The sequence below is a fragment of the Hymenobacter cellulosilyticus genome (genome assembly GCF_022919215.1).
Taxonomy (GTDB): domain Bacteria; phylum Bacteroidota; class Bacteroidia; order Cytophagales; family Hymenobacteraceae; genus Hymenobacter; species Hymenobacter cellulosilyticus.
This window is the reverse complement of sequence record NZ_CP095046.1, coordinates 4,545,735-4,565,126: the sequence shown is the minus strand read 5'-3', so window position 1 is coordinate 4,565,126 and position 19,392 is coordinate 4,545,735. Positions and strand designations below refer to the sequence as shown.

Genomic DNA, 19,392 nt, shown 5'->3' with positions numbered 1-19,392 from the left:
TGCTGGTCACCACCGACCGGCGGCGTCCTAAGTCCGTGCCCCAGCCCCCGACCCCCCGCTACCGCCCGATGAGCCCAAAGAAAAAGGCCCGCTCGTTTCGTAGCGGGCCTTTTTCGTGTAGATTGTACTCTGTCCCAGTCAGTTCCGAGTTCTATGAATTACCGACTATTAGCCCTGAGCGGAATCTACGGCGTGATGCTGCACGCACTGCTATGCCTGCTGGCCGTGCCGTTTCTGGCACTCTGGGGAGCCCAGCCCACCTGGTGGCAGCAGGCGCTGATGTTCGTGCTTACGTATCCGCTTCCGGTCAGCCTGCTGCCCGACAGCTGGACGCTGCCCGTAATTCTGCTCAATGGCGCGTACTGGGGTATTATTCTGTACTCCGTGGGCCGTCTGCTGGTGCGCGTGTGGCGCGGCCTTAAGCCGCACTGGCAGTAAAGCGGCGGATGCGCTCCACCAGCTCGTCCGGATTTACGCGTTCCAGCGGGTGGGGCGTATTCATCAGGATTTCAAACGTGGCTTCCGGCAAATAGGAGGCATAAAGCGAGGAGCCATCCACGCCGGCCGTTTTATCTAGTTCCCCCACCAGAATCTGCACTGGCAGAGCGAGTTTGGTAAGCAGGGCCGGCGTCAGGGGCGGATCCTGGCCCAGCTCCAGCATCATCTGCCGGGTGGCATCGAGCACGGCGGTCCACTCCGTAGGGGCGTGGGTCTGGCTGAGCTGCTCGGCAAACTGCGGTACTTTCTCCTGGATTTTAGCCGCGTCCAGCATCTTCGTTTCAGCTTGAGCGGCTTCCGGCGACCAGTCGAACTTGGTGCCCAGCGTCGTTATCGACTTGATAAGTCCCGGGGCCTGCGCGGCGGCCAGCAAGGCTGCGTAGCCGCCCATGCTATAGCCAAATACGTGCGCCGCCGGCAGCTTTTTCTCCTGGATATACCCCACAACTTCCCCGGCAAACGCCCGCATGCTGAATGCGGCCGGCTCCAAACTCCGCCCGCCGTGCCCGCTGAAGGAAAACATATGCACCTGGTAGAACTGCGACAAGTCGCGGGCCAGGCCGCGCAGTTGCTTATCTGAGCCCAAAGCACCGTGCAGGAGCAGGAGGTTTTCTTTCATGGGATGAGAGAGGGTAGGTAGAGGTAGTGAAAAACAGAACGTCATGTCGACCAGCGGGAGACATCCCGCCTGCCAAAGTAATCAGATTACTCTAGCACGCGAGAAGCTACTCTAGGCTCGACATGACGTTCGAAGGAGAGCGGAGGGCTTACTTCGTGATTTCGGTTGCCAGCTGGGTCAGATCCAGCCCGTCGAAGGTGCCCGAGCTCATCATCAGCAGGTTGGCGTCCTGCCAGTTTTGCTGGTGCAGAAACTCGGCCAGGGCCTTGCTGTCGGTGAAAACCTTTAAATCGGGGCGCTGGAAGGCCTTTTGCACGGCCTCGGGTGGCAAGGCGGGCAGGCGCTTGTGTTCCAGCACATGGGGGTTGAAGTAGACCACGGCCACGTCGGGCGCGTCGAAGGTGTGGGCGTACTGGGGTAGGAAAGCAGGGTTCAGCGAGCTAAAGGTGTGCAGCTCCAGGCAGGCCACCAGGAGGCGCTTGGGGAATTGCTTTTTGAAGGCCGTAGCCGTGGCCTTGAGCTTGGAAGGCGCGTGGGCAAAGTCCTTGTAGACCACCGCCGTGTCGCCTTCCCGCACCAGCTCCAGGCGGCGGGCCGCGCCTTTAAACGTGGCCAGGGCCTCGTAAAAGTCCTTGCCCTTGATGCCCAGCTGCTTGCAGACCTCCTTGGCGGCCGAGATGTTGCGCAGGTTATGCTCGCCAAACACCTGAATCGGCACTTCTTCGTCCTTTTTGGTCAAGAGCACGGTTTTGCCCTGACGTACCTTGTTCTCGTGCGGACCGTAGCCGATGTACTTCACGTCGGTGCTGGTGGGCACGGTCACGAGCTGCACCTGCTCGTCGTCGCGGTCGTAAATCAGCACCCCGGCCTTGGGCGTCATCTCGGCGAAGATGCGGAACTGCTCCCGGTAGTCTTCCTCGGTCGGAAACACGTTGATGTGGTCCCAGCTGATGCCCGAAATGACCCCGATATGGTGCTGGTAGAGGTGAAACTTGGGCCGCCGGTCGATGGGCGAAGACAGGTACTCGTCGCCCTCGATGATGATAATGGGCGCGTCTTCCGACAGCTGCACCATGAGGTCAAAGCCTTCGAGCTGGGCGCCCACGGCGTAGTCGAACTTGCGGCCGTGGAAGCGCAGCACGTGCAGAATCAGCGAGGTAATGCTGGTTTTGCCGTGGGAGCCGCCAATAACGATGCGCTGCTTGTCCTTGGAAGCTTCATAGATAAACTCGGGAAGGAGTAGATGCGCAGCCCCAGCTCCTGGGCCCGGAGCAGCTCGGGGTTGTCGGTCCGGGCGTGCATGCCCACAATGACGGCGTCGAGCTCCGGCGTTACTTTTTCCGGAAACCAGCCTTCCGCGGCGGGCAGCAGGCCGGCGGCAGCCAGGCGACTTTTGGCGGGCTCAAAGATTTCGTCGTCGGAGCCAGTGACCTGAGCACCACGGCGGTGCAGGGCCAGAGCCAGGTTGTGCATGATGCTGCCACCGGTGGCAATCAGGTGCAGACGCTGGAGAGAAGTGGGCGTAGATGCCATTCAGTAAAACTAAATCAGGGCGGATGGGCTTTAAAGAGCCGGGCGGCAAAGGTAATAAACCGGGGCCGTTGTACCGGGTCCTGATTGCGGAGCGCCACCGCAGAGGCCGGGGAATATACCGAAAAGAAAGGATGGGGGCCATCAGATAATGTGCGTTTCAGCCCGTAGCTTTGTGCCCCTTTTGCGTTAGATTTGCTGAGTACCGATGAACGACCGGATGGATGACCGCCTAAAACAATCTGCCTCGCGGGCCAAAGCCGCCTGGAACAGCCGCCCCCGCAGCTGTCCATGGGCACGCCCTCGGGTAAGCTCCCGCCCCAGGCGCGCGAGCTGGAAGCCGCTGTTTTGGGTGCCCTGATGCTGGAAAAGGATGCCCTGACTACGGTTATCGACATTCTGAAGCCCGAGAGCTTCTACGACGAGAAGCACCGCCGCATTTTTAAGGCCATCCTCAATCTGTTCGACAAGTCCGAGCCGATTGACATCCTGACCGTGACCCACGAGCTGCGGGAAATGGGGGAACTCGAAGCCGGCGGTGGGGCCCACTTCGTGGCCAACCTGACCTTCAAGGTGAACTCGGCGGCTAACATTGAGTACCACGCCCGTATCATCACCGAAAACGCCATCAAGCGGGAGCTGATCAACATTGCCAGCACCATTCACCGCGACGCTTTCGAGGACACCACCGACGTTTTCAACCTGCTCGACAGCACCGAGCAGGCTTTGTTCGAAGTTTCGGAATCCAACATCCGCAAGAACTTCGACGACATGCGCAGCCTGATGGGCAAGGCCATCAAGGAGCTCGAAGAAAAGAAAAACCAGAAGGACGGTCTTACCGGCGTACCCTCGGGCTTCTCGGCCCTGGACCGTGTTACCTCGGGCTGGCAACCGTCTGACCTGGTGATTATTGCGGCTCGCCCGGGTATGGGTAAAACCGCCTTTGTAGTATCGGCCATGCGCAACGCGGCCGTCGACCACAAGAAGGCGGTGGCCATCTTCTCGCTGGAAATGTCCTCGATTCAGCTCGTGAATCGTCTGATTTCGGCCGAGGCCGAGCTGGACTCCGAGAAAATTAAGAAGGGCAACCTGGCCGACTACGAGTGGGCCCAGCTCAACCACAAGATTGCGGGTTTGTCGTCGGCCCCGATTTACATCGACGACACCCCGGGCCTGAGCATCCGGGAGCTGCGCACCAAGTGCCGCCGCCTCAAGGCCCACCACGACATCCAGATGATTATCATCGACTACCTGCAGCTAATGACGGGTAACTCGGATGGGGGCAAGGGTGCCGGCAACCGCGAACAGGAAATTGCCTCGATTTCGCGGGCGCTCAAGGGTATTGCCAAGGAACTGAACGTGCCGGTGCTGGCTTTGTCCCAGCTTTCCCGCTCGGTGGAAACCCGGGGCGGCGACAAAAAGCCCCAGCTCAGCGACCTTCGTGAATCAGGTTCTATCGAGCAGGACGCCGACATGGTGGTGTTCCTCTACCGCCCCGAATACTACAAGATTACGGAGGACGAAATGGGCAACCCGACCCAGGGCACGGGCGAGGTGATTATTGCCAAGCACCGGAACGGCTCCCTGGAAACGGTGCAGCTTAAGTTTATCGGCAAGTTCACCAAGTTTGCCGACCTCGACGGGGGTGGCGCTTTCGGGATGGATGCCGACTACAACACCGGCGCCTTCCCGGCCAGCACCTTCGACGACGAGCCCGGCTTTGCGCCCAATACCATCCGGCTGGGCAGCAAGATCAATGAGGGCGGCCCGGGGCCGGTACCCTTCCCGAAAAGCAACTTCGGCAACGACGACCCGCCATTTTAAGGCTGGGTTTAGCCAAACAAAAAAGCCTCCTTGTACTGCAGGAGGCTTTTTTGTGGGCCGTAACCAGCGTTTCGGACACTCTAAGTACCGTCTCGGACGCTCCTGAAGAGGCTTCGGACACCCTTGAAACGGCTTCAGACGGCTTTGAACTGATTTCGGACGCCCTCGAAACGGTTTTGGACGCCTTTGGAATGGCTTCGGACACTCCAGAAAGTATTTCGGACGAGTTAAGAGGCGTTGATGAGGCTCTTTACTGCTTCGTCCCGGAAGTCGGCGGCGAAGTGTAGGATGTTGGGCAGGTGGGTGAATTCCTCTCCCTGGTGCGTCGTGGTCAGAATCACGGCTTTCATTCCCGCGTTCAGGGCTGCTTCGGCTCCCTTGGGCACATCCTCAAAGACAATACAATCCGCTGGCGTAACTCCTAGCTGAGCGGCGGCTTTAAGAAACGTCTCCGGGTGGGGCTTGCTTAGCGTCACGTCGTCGGCGCTGACAATGGCCTGGAAATAGTGCCGGATGTGCAGATTGTCGAGCACAAAGTCAATGTTGAACGGAATGGCCGCCGAGCCAATAGCCATGGGAATTCCCTGCTGGTAGGCGCGTTCCAAAAACTCTGGCAAGCCGGGCAGCAACGCCAGGTGGGCCGGAACTCCTCCTGGTAGCGTTGCTCCTTGCGCCGGGCCAGCGCGTCCATTTCGGCTTCGGTAAACCGGTCGGGGCCAAACATGCGCACCAGTACTTCCTGGTTTTTGCCGTACATCTGGGGCTTCACTTCGTCCCAGCTGAAGTGGCCGCCCAGCTCGTGGTTGAAAATATACTGCCAGGCTTTGGTATGATAGTCCATGTCGTGGATCATCGTCCCGTTCAGGTCGAAAAGGAAGGCTTTCATAGGGGAGGGGTAAGCAAAAAGCTGGGGCCAACCTTGCGGCCTGCCCCAGCTTTTAGCAGCAAATCGTACGTCAAATTCGGCTGGCTACTGCAGCGCGTCCAGGGCCTCTTGCAGGCGGGGCAGGGCAGCTTCCATGCTTTCCAGCGAAGCCCCACCCACCGACATGCGGAACCAGGTTGAGGTTTCGTCGGTACCGAACGCGCCGAAGGGCACCACGGCCAGGCGGGCCCGGGAAATCAGGTAGAAGGTAATGTCCTTGTTGGTAGCCAGCAGCTTGCCCTCGGGCGTGGTCTTGCCGATGGCGTTAATCTGGGCGGTGAGGTAGATGGCACCCTGGGGCACCACGGCGTCTACGGGGTAGCCCTGCTTTTTGAGGTCCTGCAGGCCGTTGTAGAGCGTGTCGAGGCTGCGCTGCACTTTCACCTTGAAGCTGGTCAGGAACTCATTCACGGCCTCGCCCTGCTGCAGGTACTTGGCGGTGGCCACCTGCTCGGCCTTGGGCGCCCAGGCTCCCACGTGACCCAGAATCGACTTCATCTTGTCGATGACGTTGCTGGGGCCAAAAGCATAGCCCACGCGCACGCCGGTGGCGGCAAAGCACTTGGAAATACCGTCGATGTAGATGACGTAGTCGCGCAGCTCGGGGCGCAGGTTTACCGGGTCGTAGTGCTGGGTTTCACCGAAGGTTAGCATCCAGTAAATCTGGTCGTACATGATGTACAAGGGCTTTTCGCCCTCGGCGCGCGTCTTGTTTTCGGCAATAACCAGGTCGCAGATGTCCTCCAGGTCCTGCTTGGAAAACACGGTGCCCGTCGGGTTCAGCGGGGAGCAGAGAGCCAGCAGGGTGGCGCCTTTCAGGTGGGGCGCTACTTCGGCCGCGGTGGGCATGAAGTTGTTTTTCACCGTGGTTTCGACCATGATGGGCTCGGCGCCGGAGAGGTGGCAGTAGTGGTTGTTGTTCCAGCTCGGCACCGGAAACACGACTTTGTCGCCGGCGTCAATCAGGGCCAGATAAGTGGCGTAGATCAGTGGGCGGGAGCCACCGGCCACCAGAATGTCGTTGACGGAGTAAGTCAAACCCAGCCGCTCGGTGGTAAACTGGGCCACGGCCGTGCGCAAGTCGGCCATGCCGTTGGCGGGCGGGTAGTTGGTATGACCGGCGGAGTAGGCGGCCGAAATTTCGGTTTGCAGGCCTTCCGGGATGGGGTAAATCTTGGGGTCAAAGTCGCCGATGGTGAGGTTGCAGATTTCCTCGCCCTTGCGGATCATGTCATTGACCTCGTTACCAATCTTGATAATCTCGGAGCCAATCAGGCTGCCGGCCATTTTAGAAACCATCATTACGTCGTTTTTTGCCAAATATAGGGGCGCGGCATTTTGTGCGGCGGATTTTATTGCCGCCTTTATGATTTCTAACGGATGATTTGGCTTATTCCCACAGAAAACCAACACCAAGAGGGTAGGGCCCAAAAGCCAAAAGGCCCGGACTGCTTGCGGAGCCCGGGCCTTGTGGCAAAGAAGCTAGTCCTAAATGGCTTAGGCAGCTATAGCGGCTTGTTTCTGCTGCTTTTTCTTGCCTTTGCGCAGGCGGTTGAGCCACATAATCACGCCCGTGATGGGGAAGGTGAAGCCCAGCAAACACACCACTACCGCTACGATCTTCGACGGGGTGCCGAAGATGGCGCCGGTATGGACCGGCTTGAAGGTGCGGCGCACGCGCTGGCCCAGGTTGCGGTCCTCAAAGTTGAGCTTGCCCAGGGGCTGGCCGGTGTACTGGTCGAGGTAGAGCTCGTCGGTGGCGCCCTCGTAGGCGGCGGTGGCCGAAGTCGTATTCACCCGCACGGCTTCCGTAGAGTCTTTGGGCAGGGAAATAGCGTACGACAGGGCCTGAGGCACCTGCTGCCGGGCTGCAGTGTAGGCCTGGTCGAAGCTGAGCTTGCCGCCGGTCAGATTCAGGGTCGACTTGGGTGCTTCGGGGCCTTTGGGGTCGGAGTTGGTTACGGCAAAGATGCCGTTGTTGAACCACTCAAACGACCAGGCCAGGCCGGTGAAGGCAAACACGAACAGAAACAGGGCGCTGTAGAAACCCAGCACAATGTGCAAGTCGTGGTTGAGGCGCTTGAAGCTGGCGTCCCACTTAATGGTCAGGCGCTGCTTCACGATTTTGCGCGAAGCCGGCCACCACAGCACGATGCCCGTGCCAATGATGAAGAGGAACATGAGCGTGCTCACGCCCACGATGAGCTTGCCGATGGGGCCGCCCACCATGCCGCGGTGCAGGGCCATCATGGTGAAGAAGAACGTGTCGCGGTAGTTGACTTTGTCGAGCACCGCGCCGGTGTAGGGGTTCACGTAGAGCACCGGGCCGCGGCCACCTTCGCCACCGCCTTTAGCCTTCTCGCCCTTGCCCTTTTCGCCTTTGCCGCCATGCTCACCGCTCGCGGCTGCGCCCTGCTCGGCGCGGGCTTTGCCGCCCTCCGCTTTGCCTTCGCGGCCGCCTTCGGGCTTACCGCCTGGGCCACCGGGACCACCAGCCAGGCTGATTTCCACGGTGCGGGTTGGGTCGGCATACACTTTCACTCCCCGATTTTCGCCTTGGGGTCGGTGGCTTTCACGCCTTCCAACAGCTGAGCCAGGGGCAGGGGCTGCTGATTGGCGGGCGGCGTCACGAAGAACCGCTCGGGGTGCCAGGCCTGGTCCAGCTCTTTCTCGAACACCAGCACGCCGCCCGTGAAGCAGACGATGGCAATGACGAGGCCCGAGGCCAGACTCAGGTAGAGGTGAATGTTGCGAAACAGGATTTTCATAAAAATGGTCGGTCAAGTCGGAGAGACAAAGATCGGGACAAAGGGTTTATTGGCAGTAAACCCGGAAGGTTGCCAGTTGCAGCTGGAACCTCCCGGGCTTACTTTACCTATTCACTTACTCTAGAAAGACACCTTACAACCGGTAGCTGGCCGTGGCCGAGAAGTTGCGGGGCGCAATGGGGTTCACGCTGTTGTCGTCGTGCATGTTGTAGCTCAGTTCGTTGAGCAGGTTGGCCAGCTTCACCCGCACCGAAACCCGGTCGTAGGAATAACCCAGCGAGGCATCGAACTGCGTGTAGTTGGGAATGCTGATCATCTTGTTGGCATCAGCCGTGGTCCAGGGCTTGCCGGTGTTGGGGTCTACCAGGCGGGGGTTGCGGCCGGCCAGCTTGTCGCCCACGTAGTAGGTGGTGAAACCGGCGCTCAGGCCACGCAGGAAGGTATTGTTGCCGAAGGCGCTGCTGAAGTTGTAGAACAGGCTCAGATTAGCCGTGTGGGCCGGGTTGTAGCGCAGGCGGCTGCCGTCTTCGTAGATGTTGCTGTTGGTGTAGGCCGTGTTGTTGTAGCTGTAGCCGGTAATCACCGACCAGCCGTTCATAGGCTTGCTCTGTACGTCTACTTCCACCCCTTGCTGGTTACTTCGCCGGCCAGTTCCTGGGGGCTGGGCGTGCGGGAAGTAGCAAAGCGCGGGTCATTGGGCAGTACGCTCTGCGACTGGTTGCTGTTCACAATGCGGTAGGCCGTTACGTTGGCCGACAAAGCGCCTTTGAACAGGTCGTTCTTGATGCCGATTTCGTACTGGTCGATAAGGGAGGGAGCCAGGCTCTTGCCTTCCAGATCGAAGCCCGTGTTGGGAGTAAACGAGTTGGAGTAGGAAGCAAACAGGGCCGTGGTTTTAACGGGCAGGAATACCACGCCCAGCCGGGGCGAGAAGGCGTTGTCGAAGCGGCGGTTGTCGGCCAGGGTGCCGGCTACCGGGGCCGGCTTCGTGTTGCGGTTGACGAACGTGTTGTAGTAGTACACGTCGCTGGGGGTTTCCTGGTAGCTCCAGCGCAGGCCGGCCAGCACCTTTACTTTCTCCGAAACGCTGAGCAGGTCCTGGGCATAGAAGCCGGCACGCCGCGTGTTGCCTTTCGTGTAGGTGTTGCGCACCAGGTCCTGGAAGCCGGCCAGACGCTCTTTGGGCTGAGCAATTACCTTGCTGCGGTCCAGAATGTTGATGATGTCGAAAGCGGTAATGGCCGCGTTAGAGGACAGCTTCGAATCGGGGTTGGTGTAGGCAATGGCCGTGGTTTGGTACTGGTCGGCATCGGCGCCCAGCAGCAGGGTGTGCTCTAGGAAGCCGGTGCGGAACTTACCGGTCAGGTCGAGCTGGGCCAGGAAGTAGTTTTCCTGGGTTTCGGACCGCTGCAGGCCGCGGGTCAGGTCGCCGTAGGTAGCAGGAGCAAAGCTGGCTACGGGGCGGGAGGCACTCTGCTGCTCGTTGGTGTAGCCCTGGAAGCCGGCCACCCCGCGAATCTGCCAGGCGTCGTTCAGGCGGCTGCTCAGCGTAGCCGTGGTGCTGGTCTGGCTCGTGGCGTTTTTGGCGCCGTCCACGTTCAGGAAGCGGGTGCGCGACTCCTGAATCTGGTAATCAATGGCACCGATACCGTAGTCGGGCGTGCGGTTGTCGCGCAGGTAGTCGCCTTCTACCACCAGGGTCGTTTTGGGCGTCAGCTCAAACAGCAGGGAGGGGTTTACATACACCCGGTCCGACTCCACATTGTCGCGGAAGCTGTTGGCCTTTTCAAACGTGCCATTCAGGCGGAAGGCTACTTTGTCGCTGTTGCCCACGGCGCCGTACACGTCCACAATGGGCTTCCAAAAACCGAAGGAGCCCACGCGCAGGCCCACCGAGCCGCCGCGCTCAAACTGGGGCTTCTTGGTCACCAGGTTCAGTACGCCGCCGGCGGCCACGTTGCCGTAGAGAATAGCGGCGCTGCCTTTCAGCACTTCCATGCGCTCCAGGGAGCTGGCTTCGGGCATCACGCCGTTGTTGAAGCGCACGCCGTTTTTAAAGGTATTGTTGGAGCCGTAGGCAAAGCCCCGGCTGCCCAGCTCTTCCTGGGTGCCGCCGGTGGTGCTGGTCACGTACAGGCCGCTCACGTTGGCCAGCGCGTCGCTCAGGCGCAGTACCTGCTGCTGCTCCAGCACCTGCCGGTCTACCGTCACGGCAGCCTGGGGCAAATCGAGCGGGGCAATGGGCATCTTGCTGATGCTGGCCGGGCGCTGGTTCAGCCCGCGCTGCTCCATGATTTTCACTTCGGCCAGCTCGTGCTTATTGATGAGCAGGGTGATGGTGGGCAGGGTGGTGGTTTTGCCGGCCACTACTTCCACCGAGGTTTCCTGGGTTACGTAGCCCAGGCCACTGATGTGCAGCAGGTGGGTGCCGGCGTCGGCCTTGAGCTTAAAGCTGCCATCCGTAGTGGTATTTACCCCGGTGCCAGCCTTTTTCAGGCTCACCGAAATGTTCTCCAAAGGGGCGCCATCCGTGCCTACCAGCTTGCCGACAATCAAGCCACCCACTGCCTGAGCCCAGCTTGTGGCGGGTAGAAGAAGGGTGAGTAGCAGAATCGAAAGGAGTAGGGAACGACGCATAGCGCTATTTAGAATGATTAAACTTAAGACAAAGATGGGGCTGTTTAGAATGCATCCAAATAAAATAGAGGTTTTTTAGAATAAGTCTAGTTTAACCGGTTGGGTAGGGTCTGCTTAACCGTAGGAACAGGCGTAAGGCTCTAATTCCGCAAAAGCGTTTAAGCAATGGCGGCCGGCTGTTTCTTTGCCGATACGGCCGTACACTTGCCTTTCCGCCGCTTCTTCACTCGTACTAGTATGCTCGACTACCTGCGCACGTATCTGCAAGCCAAGCTGCCCCTGACCGACGAGCAGTTTGCCGCCCTGGCCCGGCTGTTGCTGCCCCGGGAGCTGCCCCGGCAGCAGGTGTTGGTGCAGCAGGGCGAGGTAAGCCGCTACGGGGCCTTCGTGGTGCAGGGCTGTTTGCGCAGCTTCGTCGTCGATAAGAAGGGCAAGGAGCACGTGTTGCAGTTTGCTCCCGAAAACTGGTGGATATCCGACCAGCACGGGCTGATTCACCACGAGCCGGCCCTGTTTTCCATCGATGCCGTGGAAGACTCGCGGGTGCTGCTTTTCGGGCCTGACTTCTACGAGCAGCTGCCGCAGCTGGGTCCCGGCCTGCAGACCCTGTTCTACGACCTGCAGAAAAACAGCATGAAGGCCATGCAGAAGCGCCTGATTGCCACACTCAGCGCCACGGCCGAGGAGCGCTACCTGGACTTTATCCGAACCTACCCCTCCCTGACCCGGCGCCTGCCCCAACGCCTGATTGCGGCCTACCTGGGCATTACGCCCGAGTCGCTGAGCCGCATCCGCAAGGAACTAGCCCGCGCCTAACTATTCCTTAGTCTATCTTCTTGTTGTCATTGCGAGCAAGGCGAAGCAATCCGTCCTCTGAAATGTGCTGAGCATCCTTCCCTGATAAGCCCTAGGTGCGGCAACAAGAAAGGGCTTTCTGGTGAGGGCGCGTTGGTCACTTCGTAGAGGACGGATTGCCACGGCTGCGCCTCGCAATGACCAGTGGTAAACCCGTCCTGCGCCATTTCTTATCCTACATCAAGGCGCGGGGCTAAGCGGGGCGGTAATTTTGACGTGTAATCCTGGAAGCAGTATGCACCGCACCACTTTTCTGAAAACGCTGGCCCTGCTTCCCTTTGCCTCCGCTATGAACCTTCACGACATTCATAAAACCGCCACTTCCTTCGCCAAAACCGAGCGGATGCCCGTACTCTTCGTGGGCCACGGCTCCCCGATGAACGCCCTGGAAGACAACGCCTTTACCCGGCGCATGAAGCAGCTGGGCCGCGAAATCCGGCAGCGGCAAGTGCCCAACGCCATTCTGGTGGTATCGGCCCACTGGCTGACCCGCGGCACGTTTGCCGGCCTCAATGAGCAGCCCGAGACGATTCACGACTTTGGCGGCTTTCCGCAGGAGCTCTTCGCCATGCAGTATCCGGCCCCCGGCGCGCCGGCCTTTGCCCAGTCCATCATCGAGCACGTGCAGGACGTGCACGGCTCCCACGACTGGGGCCTTGACCACGGCACCTGGACCATTCTGCACCACCTGTTTCCCGAGGCTACCATTCCCGTGTTTCAGCTCAGCCTGGATGCCACCAAGTCTATGCAGCAGCACTTCGATTTGGCCCGGCAGCTGCGGTTTCTGCGCGACCGGGGCGTGCTCATTATCGGGAGCGGCAACATCGTGCACAACCTGCGCCAGAGCATGCCCAAGCTGATGATGGGCGACGCGACGCCCTACGACTGGGCCACCGAGTTTGACGAGTGGGTGAAAGCCAAAATTGACCAGCGCGACTTTGCCAGCCTGGTCAACTACCAGAAACTGGCCGGTGGCAGCGGGCAACTCTCGGTGCCTACTACCGACCACTACCTGCCGGTACTGTACAGCCTGGGCCTGGCTGACCCGGACGAAAACATCGCCCACACCTTCGAGGAAGTCAGCTACGGCGGCCTGAGCATGCGCACGTTTATGGCTGGTTAGCAGCGTTGAGAAAGCCTGCTGGTTAATCTGTTACGCCCCGTATCCCGGCTGGAATGCGGGGCGTTGTGGTGTTGGGGCTCGGAAATAGAGCCGCTGGTTCTGGGGCTGGGAAATTTTCGCACCACCGGCAATTTGCCCAGATTGCCGCCATGAAAGACCTGCTGCACCCCGACCTGACCTTTCGCCTGAACGGCCGCCTGTGGCTGGAAGGCCCCACCGACCGGATGATGGGCATCGGGCGGCTGGAGCTGCTGGAAAAGATTCACCGCCTGGGCTCGATTTCCAAGGCGGCTCAGGAAATGGAAATGTCCTACAAGCGGGCCTGGGACCTGGTAGGATCCATGAACCAGCAGGCCCGCCAGCCGCTGGTGAGTACCCAAACGGGCGGCAAGCGGGGCGGCGGGGCCGTGGTGACGGAAGCCGGGCTGCAGATGATTCAGGAGTTTGAAGCCCTGCAGGCGCGGTTTCAGGCGTTTTTGGCGGCCGAAACTGCCCGTTTGGTGGAGTAGCCCCGCCGCTGCCGGCTGGCCGCCGAAAACTATTCGGCGTCGCAGGCGTTATATTTGGGAAAATATAACGCCTGGTTTCAGCCTTTACTCCACTTTATGCGGCTTTTTACGCGGTGGCAACCCAACTGCCGGGCTGCCGGCCTCTGCCTGTTGGTAGCCTTCGGCGCGGGTAGCCCACACGCGTGGGGCCAAACGACAAAGCCGACGAACAACCCGGCCGACACCTTGCGGCCCGTGGCCCTGGGCGAGGTAGTAGTGGCAGCTTCGCGGGTGGAGGAAAGCTTTCTACAGTCGCCGGTGACGGTGGAGAAGCTGACGGCCCGGGCCCTGCGCCTGACGCCCGCCCCACGTTTTTCGACGCGCTGGAAGGAGTGAAGGGCGTGCAGGTACTGACGCCCAGCCTGGGTTTCAAGGTGCTCAACGCCCGGGGCTTCGCCAATACCACCAACGTACGCTTCGTGCAGCTCGTGGACGGCATCGACAACCAGGCGCCCCATATCGGCGGGCCCATTGGCAATGCGTTGGGGCCAAGCGACCTGGACATCAGCGGCGTGGAAATCGTGCCGGGCACGGTGGCGGCGCTCTACGGGCTTAACTCCATCAACGGACTGGCCAATTTCAGCACCCGCAACCCCTTCACATCCGAAGGTCTGAGCGTACAGCAGAAGACGGGCCTCAACCACGTCGGTGACCCGCTAATCGGGGCCAGGCTCTACTCCGAAACCAGTGTGCGCTACGCCAACGTGTTGCGGCCCCGGCTGGCCTTGAAACTGAATGGCACCTACAGCCGCGGCTACGACTGGATTGCCCATGACCACACCGAGCTGAACCCCAACGGCAACGCCACCGTCGGCCTGCTCGGTGCCGACAACCCCGCCCGGGACCCGGTGAACAGCTACGGCAACGAGTCGTCGAACCGGATAACGTTTCGGCGCGGGGGCAAAACCTACTCGGTGGCCCGCACCGGCTACGATGAACGGGACGTGGTTGATTACCGCTTGCAAACCATCAAGGCCGATGCGGCCCTGCACTACAAGCTGGGCCGGGCCGCAGAGCTGGCCTATACCTACCGCCTGGCCCTGCTCGACAACGTGTACCAGCGCTCCAACCGGTTTCGGCTTCAGGACTACCGCCTGCAGCAGCACGCCCTGCAGCTGACGGGCCCCGTGGTGCAGGCCCGCGCCTACGTGACGAGCGAAAACACGGGCCGTAGCTACAACCTGCGCTCCATGGCCGAAAACCTGGACCGCACCTATAAGTCCGACAATGCGTGGATCAACGACTACGGGCTGGGCTACGACCAGGCCCTGACTGCTAGTCAAACCGTGGCCCAGTCCCACGCCGCCGGCCGCGCCCTGGCCGACGCGGGCCGCTACCAGCCCGGCACCGCGGAGTTCAACCAGAAGCTGACGGAGCTGCGGGACATTAACAACTGGGACCAGGGGGCGGCTTTGCACGTGCAGGCCAGCCTGGTGCACGCCGAAGCCCAGCTGAACGTGGCCGAAGCCCTGCGCCGGGGTGGCCAAACCTGGCTGCCTGCTACCATAGACCTGCTGGCCGGAGCCGACCACCGCACCTACGTCATCGTGCCCGACGGCAACTACTTCATTAATCCGGCACCGGATAAGGACCCGCTGCGCGACAACCTGATCTACGGCAAAATCGGGGCTTTCTACAAGGCGGGGTGCGAATTTGGGAGCAGAAGGTGCGGCTCACGGCCACGCTGCGCGCCGACAAGAACGACTACTTTAGCTTGCGCCTGAACCCGCGCTTCACGGCCGTGTACTCGCCCACCCAGCGCCACAACTTCCGGGTGAGCTACCAGAGCGGCTACCGGTTTCCGAGCTTGTTTGAGGCCTTTTCCAACGTAAACAGCGGGCAGGTCAAGCGCATCGGCGGGCTGCGGGTGATGTCCGATGGGGTGTTTGAGAACAGCTACCTGCGCAGTAGCATCGACGCCTTTAACGCCGCCGTAACGGCCAGCGTCAACGCTAATACTTCCGCTACGCTCACGCCGGCGCAGAAGCAGAGCCTGGCCGTTGAGCAGAATAAAGGCCTGCTGCAGCGCAACCCTTACACGTATCTGCGGCCCGAGCAGATTCGGTCCTTGGAGCTGGGCTACAAGGCGGCCCTGCTGCCCGGCGGCCGCCTGGTGCTGGACGTGGACGCCTACTACAACGCCTACCGCGACTTTATTGCCCAAGTGGAAGCCTACGTCCCTAAAACCCCAAACTCGGACTCGGCGGCCATCTACCTTAACAACCGCGCTACCCAGAGCCGCTACCGCCTCTGGACTAACGCCCAAACCCGGGTCTACAACTACGGCGGCTCGGTGGGGCTGCGCTACGAGCTGCCCGGCGGCCTGCTGGCCGGCGCCAACGCCACCTACGCCCGCCTGGCCCGCACCGAGTCGGGCGACGGGCTGGAAGACGGCTTCAATACCCCGCGCTGGCTGCTGAACCTGAGTTTGGGGCACGAAAAGCTGTACCGCCGCCTGGGCGGGGGCCTGAGCTACCACTGGCAGCAGCACTACTATTCCCAGACCTTTTTGGTCAGTGGGGAAGTGCCGGCTTACCACAGCCTCGACGCCCAGCTTACCTATACCGTGCCCCAGCCGCAGCTGCGGCTGAAGCTGGGCGCAACCAACGTGCTGAACCACTACTACACCTCCTTCCTGGGCGGGCCCAGCGTGGGCGGACTGTATTATCTGGCTCTGACCTACACGGTGAAGTAGGCCGTTGTTTCGCCTGTCATCCTGAGTATTCTGCGCATAAAGCAGAGACGAAGCGGAACGAAGGACCTACCTCCATGTTCTGACAAGCGTCATTCAACGTGCAAAAGCCCTTTACCGCGGCGGCAGTAAAGGGCTTTTGTGCGTTGGTATTGGCTGCAATGGGGTAGGCGAGGAAGGTCCTTCGCAAAGCTCAGGATGACAGCTTAAACAGCGTCTGGCTAGGGCTGGGAGCTTCGCCTGTGCCGCTCACTGGAACAGGGTGTGCAACTGCGGCGGCATTTCGGTGTTATTGCGGGCCTAGAGCCCGCGCCAGTCAGGCGGAGTTCTGGCTTTCGTGCTACTTTTGTGGTTTCGGCCCCGGCCACCTTCTTCCTTTCACCAGACCTTAGTCGTCTATCCGTTTCCTGATTTATGCTGAAAAAGTGCGTTGCCCTGCTGTGTCTGACTATGCTGCCCGTGAGCCTAATGGCCTGGGGCGCCCAGGGCCACCGGGTCGTTGGTAAGATTGCTGAAAACCACCTCTCCAAAAAGGCCAAAGACCAGGTAGCCCAGTTGCTGGGCGCTGAGCGGCTGCCGCTGGTAACCATCTGGGCCGATGAAGTGCGCTACTCCCCGAGTACACTGCCACTGCCCCTGGCACTTTATTAACACGGCCCTGGGGCTGCCCTTCGCCCAGTACACCGGCGTGGTAACGGCCATGCAGGAACCCAACGCCTACCTGGCCCTGAACCAGAATATAGCCGTGCTCAAAGATGCCAAGGCTACCAAGGAGCAGAAGGTAGTAGCTCTCAAGTTTGTGGTGCACATTGTGGGCGACGTGCACCAGCCCATGCACGTGAGCCGGGCCGAGGACAAGGGCGGCAACGCCATAACCGTGAAGTACCAGGGCAAGGACACCAACCTGCACAGCCTCTGGGACAGCGGCCTGCTCGATTACGAAGGCATGACCTACTCCGAGCTGGCCACCTTGCTCGACAAGCCCACGCCCACCCAGGTGCAGCAGTGGCAGAAGGACGGCATCACGCAGTGGCTCTGGGAGTCGTACACCATCAGCCAGCAGCTCTACGCCGAAACCGAGAAAAGCGCCACTTTCGACTATAAGTACGTACCGGCCCACCTGCCCACGGTGGAAGACCGCCTGCTGCAGGCCGGGATTCGTCTGGCCGGGGTCCTCAACAGTGTGCTCGGGTAAGCCCTGCTACTGGTTCAGATACACCGCCGAAGCCGCTCCGTCATTGGGGCGGCTTCGTTGTTTTTAAAGGCGGCGGGCCGGGGCGGGCAACGGTAGGAAGCCGGCGCGCATCTACTAGGTCATCCCCGAAGTTGTAGTGCGTATGCCTGTTGCTACCCGATTCGTGAAACCTTACTTGGCTCTGCTACCTCTGCTGCTGGCAGCAGCCTGCAAAACGACTAAAACCCCGGTGGCGGCCGGCCAGAACACCTACCGCTACAGCGTAGACCTGCGGCGCCCGGACCACGACCGGCTGCGGGTGGAGGTGCAGGTGCCCCGCACCCGGCAGCGGCAGGCAGTATTCGTCATTCCTAAGATTGTGCCCGGCATTTACGGGGCTATGAACTTCGGACGCTACGTAACGAGCTTCACGGCCCTGGGCCCCGACAACCAGCCCTGCCCGTGACGCGCCAGGATACCAACAGCTGGGTTATTGCCGATGCCCGCCGCCTGCGCCGCCTCACTTACACCGTGGCCGACACCTGGGACCAGTTTCACCACGTGGATGGGGAGCCGGGCAACCTCTACCGCTCGGCCGGCAGCGCCTACCAGCCCGACAGCGCCTACGTGCTCAACTACAACACCTTTGTAGGCTACCTTGAAGGCCATGCCCGGCCCTACGAAGTGCGCTTTACCCGGCCCGCCGGCTACTACGGGGCCTCACACCGTGCCCCCCAGCCCCTGAACGACTCCGTGGACGTGGTGCGGGCGCCCAGCTACCGGGCCCTGGTCGATGCCCCGGTGCTGTATGCCCGCCCCGATACGGCCTGGCTGCAGCTGGGCCGCACCAAGGTGCTGGTGGCCCTGTACGCTACCACGGCGCGCCACTATGCGCCCACGCTGGCCCGGACGCTGAAGCCCTTGCTCGAAGCCCAGCAAGCCTACCTGGGCGGCCGCCTGCCCGTCGATTCCTACGCCTTTCTGGTGTACCATGCCAAGGGCCGGCTGGGCAGCTACATGGGCGACGGGCTGGAACATAGCCAGTCGACGCTGTGTCTGCTGGAGTCGCCGGGGCTGGCCGACCTCGACCAGTTCCTGCGCCGCCTGACCACCCACGAGTTTTTTCACGTGGTAACGCCGCTCAACATTCACTCCCGCGAAATCGAGAACTACGACTTCCGCAATCCGACCTTTTCGGCCCACCTCTGGCTCTACGAGGGCCTGACCGAGTACGCTACCATTCACATGGCCATCAAGCAGAAGCTGCAAACCCTACCTGAGTTTGTGCAGGTGCTGGAAGGCAAGGCCCGGGAGATGCGGCAGTTCGACAATACCTTGTCGATGACGGAGCTGAGCCGGCAGGCCATGACGCGCCAGGACCAGTACTACAACTTCTACCTGAAAGGGGCCCTGTTCAACCTCTGCCTCGACGTGCGCCTGCGGGAGCTGTCGGGGGCGCGATGGGCACGCAGGAGCTACTGCAGCAGCTGGCGCGGCGCTACGGCCCCAGCCGGCCCTTTATTGACGACCAGCTTTTCGACGTGATGACTGAGCTGACCCACCCCGCGATGCGCGGCTTTTTCCGCGACTACCTGGAGCAGGGCCAGCCGCTGCCCCTGGCCGAAACCCTGACTAAAGTGGGTCTGCAGTACGATGAGAAAACGGCGGTCATCACCCCGGTAGCCCAGCCTACGCCGGCCCAGCTGGCTTTGCGCCGCGCCTGGATTGGGCAGTAGGGGCGGCGCGGGTGGCAGCCAGACTGCTTAGGCGGGCAACGGGTGCCCGAAGTAGCTGTGCAGCACCTCGTGAATCTTGTCCTTGGTCAGGGGCTTGGTCAGGAAGCCGGCAATGGGCAGGTCCTGCATGCGCACCACGTCCAGGGGTTGAGCGAGGTGGTAAGCATGATGATAACCGACTCGCGCTGTTCATCGGGCAGCTGCACGTAGGCTTCCAGAAACTCGAAGCCGTCCATGACGGGCATTTTCATGTCCAGCAGAATCAGGCTGGGGAAGGCCGGGCCGCCGGGGCGGCGCAGGCCTGGAGCTGGTCGAGGGCGTCCTGGCCGTTGAGGGCCACGAGCAGGGTTTCGGTTACGTCGAGGCGGCTGAAGAGCAGCTTGTTGAGGTAGTTGGTAGTGTCGTCGTCGTCCACGAGCAGGACGCAGGGGAGTTTGTGCATGGGGTAGGGTAAGGGGCAAGG

20 protein-coding genes and 3 pseudogenes are annotated in these 19,392 nt (G+C 60.9%); 13 read left to right on the top strand and 10 right to left on the bottom strand.

Features of this window, described 5'->3' with window-relative positions:
* The first annotated feature begins 153 nt into the window (after positions 1-153).
* Positions 154-438: a hypothetical protein gene (locus MUN79_RS22495; RefSeq protein WP_244674773.1), complete on the top strand. Its 285-nt coding sequence runs from the start codon at positions 154-156 to the stop codon at positions 436-438.
* Here MUN79_RS22495 and MUN79_RS22490 read toward each other — a convergent pair.
* Positions 419-1,117, bottom strand: coding sequence for an alpha/beta fold hydrolase (locus MUN79_RS22490; RefSeq protein ID WP_244674772.1), 699 nt, complete (start codon positions 1,115-1,117; stop codon positions 419-421). The genes MUN79_RS22495 and MUN79_RS22490 overlap by 20 nt on opposite strands.
* 148 nt (positions 1,118-1,265) lie before the next feature.
* A pseudogene (locus MUN79_RS22485) lies at positions 1,266-2,650 on the bottom strand (UDP-N-acetylmuramate--L-alanine ligase).
* 288 nt (positions 2,651-2,938) lie between these two features.
* On the opposite strand from MUN79_RS22485, the gene dnaB reads away from it, so the two are divergent.
* The gene (gene dnaB / locus MUN79_RS22480; protein ID WP_226184689.1) at positions 2,939-4,471 is read left to right on the top strand and encodes a replicative DNA helicase; all 1,533 of its coding nucleotides are present in this window, start codon (positions 2,939-2,941) and stop codon (positions 4,469-4,471) included.
* Positions 4,472-4,698: 227 nt separating this feature from the next.
* Here dnaB and MUN79_RS30320 read toward each other — a convergent pair.
* The 6 genes and pseudogenes from MUN79_RS30320 to MUN79_RS22445 form a co-directional block, all read right to left on the bottom strand.
* Positions 4,699-5,357, bottom strand: a pseudogene (locus MUN79_RS30320) (HAD family hydrolase).
* Between the two features lie 84 nt (positions 5,358-5,441).
* Positions 5,442-6,698 carry a pyridoxal phosphate-dependent aminotransferase gene (locus tag MUN79_RS22465; protein WP_244674771.1) on the bottom strand — a complete coding sequence of 419 codons (1,257 nt, stop codon included), beginning with the start codon at positions 6,696-6,698 and terminating at the stop codon, positions 5,442-5,444.
* Between the two features lie 195 nt (positions 6,699-6,893).
* Positions 6,894-7,937 carry a PepSY-associated TM helix domain-containing protein gene (locus MUN79_RS22460; RefSeq protein ID WP_244674770.1) on the bottom strand — a complete coding sequence of 348 codons (1,044 nt, stop codon included), beginning with the start codon at positions 7,935-7,937 and terminating at the stop codon, positions 6,894-6,896.
* Positions 7,934-8,164, bottom strand: coding sequence for a PepSY domain-containing protein (locus MUN79_RS22455; RefSeq protein ID WP_244674769.1), 231 nt, complete (start codon positions 8,162-8,164; stop codon positions 7,934-7,936). The genes MUN79_RS22460 and MUN79_RS22455 overlap by 4 nt, the downstream gene beginning before the upstream one ends.
* Positions 8,165-8,297: 133 nt before the next feature.
* Complete coding sequence (locus MUN79_RS22450; RefSeq protein ID WP_244674768.1) at positions 8,298-8,789, bottom strand: TonB-dependent receptor; 492 nt, start codon at positions 8,787-8,789, stop codon at positions 8,298-8,300.
* On the bottom strand, positions 8,780-10,801 hold the full coding sequence (locus MUN79_RS22445; RefSeq protein ID WP_244674767.1) for a TonB-dependent receptor domain-containing protein: 2,022 nt from the start codon (positions 10,799-10,801) through the stop codon (positions 8,780-8,782). The genes MUN79_RS22450 and MUN79_RS22445 overlap by 10 nt, the downstream gene beginning before the upstream one ends.
* Before the next feature lie 237 nt (positions 10,802-11,038).
* Between MUN79_RS22445 and MUN79_RS22440 the strand changes: the two genes are divergently transcribed.
* The 11 genes and pseudogenes from MUN79_RS22440 (at position 11,039) to MUN79_RS22390 (ending at position 18,929) form a co-directional block, all read left to right on the top strand.
* On the top strand, positions 11,039-11,617 hold the full coding sequence (locus tag MUN79_RS22440; RefSeq protein WP_244674766.1) for a Crp/Fnr family transcriptional regulator: 579 nt from the start codon (positions 11,039-11,041) through the stop codon (positions 11,615-11,617).
* Between the two features lie 274 nt (positions 11,618-11,891).
* The gene (ygiD, locus tag MUN79_RS22435; RefSeq protein WP_244674765.1) at positions 11,892-12,779 is read left to right on the top strand and encodes a 4,5-DOPA-extradiol-dioxygenase; all 888 of its coding nucleotides are present in this window, start codon (positions 11,892-11,894) and stop codon (positions 12,777-12,779) included.
* Positions 12,780-12,928: 149 nt separating this feature from the next.
* Complete coding sequence (locus MUN79_RS22430; protein WP_244674764.1) at positions 12,929-13,288, top strand: winged helix-turn-helix domain-containing protein; 360 nt, start codon at positions 12,929-12,931, stop codon at positions 13,286-13,288.
* 96 nt (positions 13,289-13,384) lie between these two features.
* Positions 13,385-13,663: a hypothetical protein gene (locus tag MUN79_RS22425; protein ID WP_244674763.1), complete on the top strand. Its 279-nt coding sequence runs from the start codon at positions 13,385-13,387 to the stop codon at positions 13,661-13,663.
* Positions 13,660-15,051, top strand: a complete 1,392-nt coding sequence (locus MUN79_RS22420) for a TonB-dependent receptor (protein WP_244674762.1) — start codon at positions 13,660-13,662, stop codon at positions 15,049-15,051. The genes MUN79_RS22425 and MUN79_RS22420 overlap by 4 nt, the downstream gene beginning before the upstream one ends.
* A complete protein-coding gene (locus tag MUN79_RS22415; RefSeq protein WP_244674761.1) occupies positions 14,973-16,022 on the top strand; it encodes a TonB-dependent receptor plug domain-containing protein in 1,050 nt (349 codons plus the stop codon). Before MUN79_RS22420 ends, MUN79_RS22415 begins: the two co-directional genes overlap by 79 nt.
* A 411-nt stretch (positions 16,023-16,433) precedes the next feature.
* Entirely contained in the window at positions 16,434-16,670 is a 237-nt protein-coding gene (locus MUN79_RS22410) for a S1/P1 nuclease (protein WP_244674760.1), read from the top strand.
* Positions 16,618-17,214: a S1/P1 nuclease gene (locus MUN79_RS22405; RefSeq protein WP_244674759.1), complete on the top strand. Its 597-nt coding sequence runs from the start codon at positions 16,618-16,620 to the stop codon at positions 17,212-17,214. Before MUN79_RS22410 ends, MUN79_RS22405 begins: the two co-directional genes overlap by 53 nt.
* A 142-nt stretch (positions 17,215-17,356) precedes the next feature.
* Positions 17,357-17,946: pseudogene (locus tag MUN79_RS32040) on the top strand (M61 family metallopeptidase); the annotation flags it as partial.
* A gap of 264 nt (positions 17,947-18,210) precedes the next feature.
* Positions 18,211-18,738 carry a M61 family metallopeptidase gene (locus tag MUN79_RS32035; RefSeq protein WP_375378270.1) on the top strand — a complete coding sequence of 176 codons (528 nt, stop codon included), beginning with the start codon at positions 18,211-18,213 and terminating at the stop codon, positions 18,736-18,738.
* Entirely contained in the window at positions 18,738-18,929 is a 192-nt protein-coding gene (locus tag MUN79_RS22390; RefSeq protein WP_244674756.1) for a hypothetical protein, read from the top strand. The genes MUN79_RS32035 and MUN79_RS22390 overlap by 1 nt, the downstream gene beginning before the upstream one ends.
* A gap of 98 nt (positions 18,930-19,027) precedes the next feature.
* Here the strand turns inward: MUN79_RS22390 and MUN79_RS22385 are convergent, their stop codons facing one another.
* Positions 19,028-19,180, bottom strand: a complete 153-nt coding sequence (locus MUN79_RS22385; RefSeq protein ID WP_244674755.1) for a hypothetical protein — start codon at positions 19,178-19,180, stop codon at positions 19,028-19,030.
* 11 nt (positions 19,181-19,191) lie between these two features.
* Entirely contained in the window at positions 19,192-19,371 is a 180-nt protein-coding gene (locus tag MUN79_RS22380; RefSeq protein ID WP_244674754.1) for a response regulator, read from the bottom strand.
* Positions 19,372-19,392: the final 21 nt, after the last annotated feature.

Bases quoted from the DNA above. Each gene is read 5' to 3' on its own strand.
- MUN79_RS22445 (WP_244674767.1), bottom strand. From the start codon at position 10,801: ATGCGTCGTTCCCTACTCCTTTCGATTCTGCTACTCACCCTTCTTCTA.
- MUN79_RS22440 (WP_244674766.1), top strand. From the start codon at position 11,039: ATGCTCGACTACCTGCGCACGTATCTGCAAGCCAAGCTGCCCCTGACC.
- MUN79_RS22390 (WP_244674756.1), top strand. From the start codon at position 18,738: ATGACTGAGCTGACCCACCCCGCGATGCGCGGCTTTTTCCGCGACTAC.
- MUN79_RS22405 (WP_244674759.1), top strand. From the start codon at position 16,618: ATGAAGTGCGCTACTCCCCGAGTACACTGCCACTGCCCCTGGCACTTT.
- MUN79_RS22495 (WP_244674773.1), top strand. From the start codon at position 154: ATGAATTACCGACTATTAGCCCTGAGCGGAATCTACGGCGTGATGCTG.
- MUN79_RS22430 (WP_244674764.1), top strand. From the start codon at position 12,929: ATGAAAGACCTGCTGCACCCCGACCTGACCTTTCGCCTGAACGGCCGC.
- MUN79_RS22490 (WP_244674772.1), bottom strand. From the start codon at position 1,117: ATGAAAGAAAACCTCCTGCTCCTGCACGGTGCTTTGGGCTCAGATAAG.
- MUN79_RS22385 (WP_244674755.1), bottom strand. From the start codon at position 19,180: ATGAAAATGCCCGTCATGGACGGCTTCGAGTTTCTGGAAGCCTACGTG.
- MUN79_RS22455 (WP_244674769.1), bottom strand. From the start codon at position 8,164: ATGAAAATCCTGTTTCGCAACATTCACCTCTACCTGAGTCTGGCCTCG.
- MUN79_RS22380 (WP_244674754.1), bottom strand. From the start codon at position 19,371: ATGCACAAACTCCCCTGCGTCCTGCTCGTGGACGACGACGACACTACC.
- ygiD (WP_244674765.1), top strand. From the start codon at position 11,892: ATGCACCGCACCACTTTTCTGAAAACGCTGGCCCTGCTTCCCTTTGCC.
- MUN79_RS22410 (WP_244674760.1), top strand. From the start codon at position 16,434: ATGCTGAAAAAGTGCGTTGCCCTGCTGTGTCTGACTATGCTGCCCGTG.
- MUN79_RS32035 (WP_375378270.1), top strand. From the start codon at position 18,211: ATGGGCGACGGGCTGGAACATAGCCAGTCGACGCTGTGTCTGCTGGAG.
- MUN79_RS22465 (WP_244674771.1), bottom strand. From the start codon at position 6,698: ATGATGGTTTCTAAAATGGCCGGCAGCCTGATTGGCTCCGAGATTATC.
- dnaB (WP_226184689.1), top strand. From the start codon at position 2,939: ATGGGCACGCCCTCGGGTAAGCTCCCGCCCCAGGCGCGCGAGCTGGAA.
- MUN79_RS22425 (WP_244674763.1), top strand. From the start codon at position 13,385: ATGCGGCTTTTTACGCGGTGGCAACCCAACTGCCGGGCTGCCGGCCTC.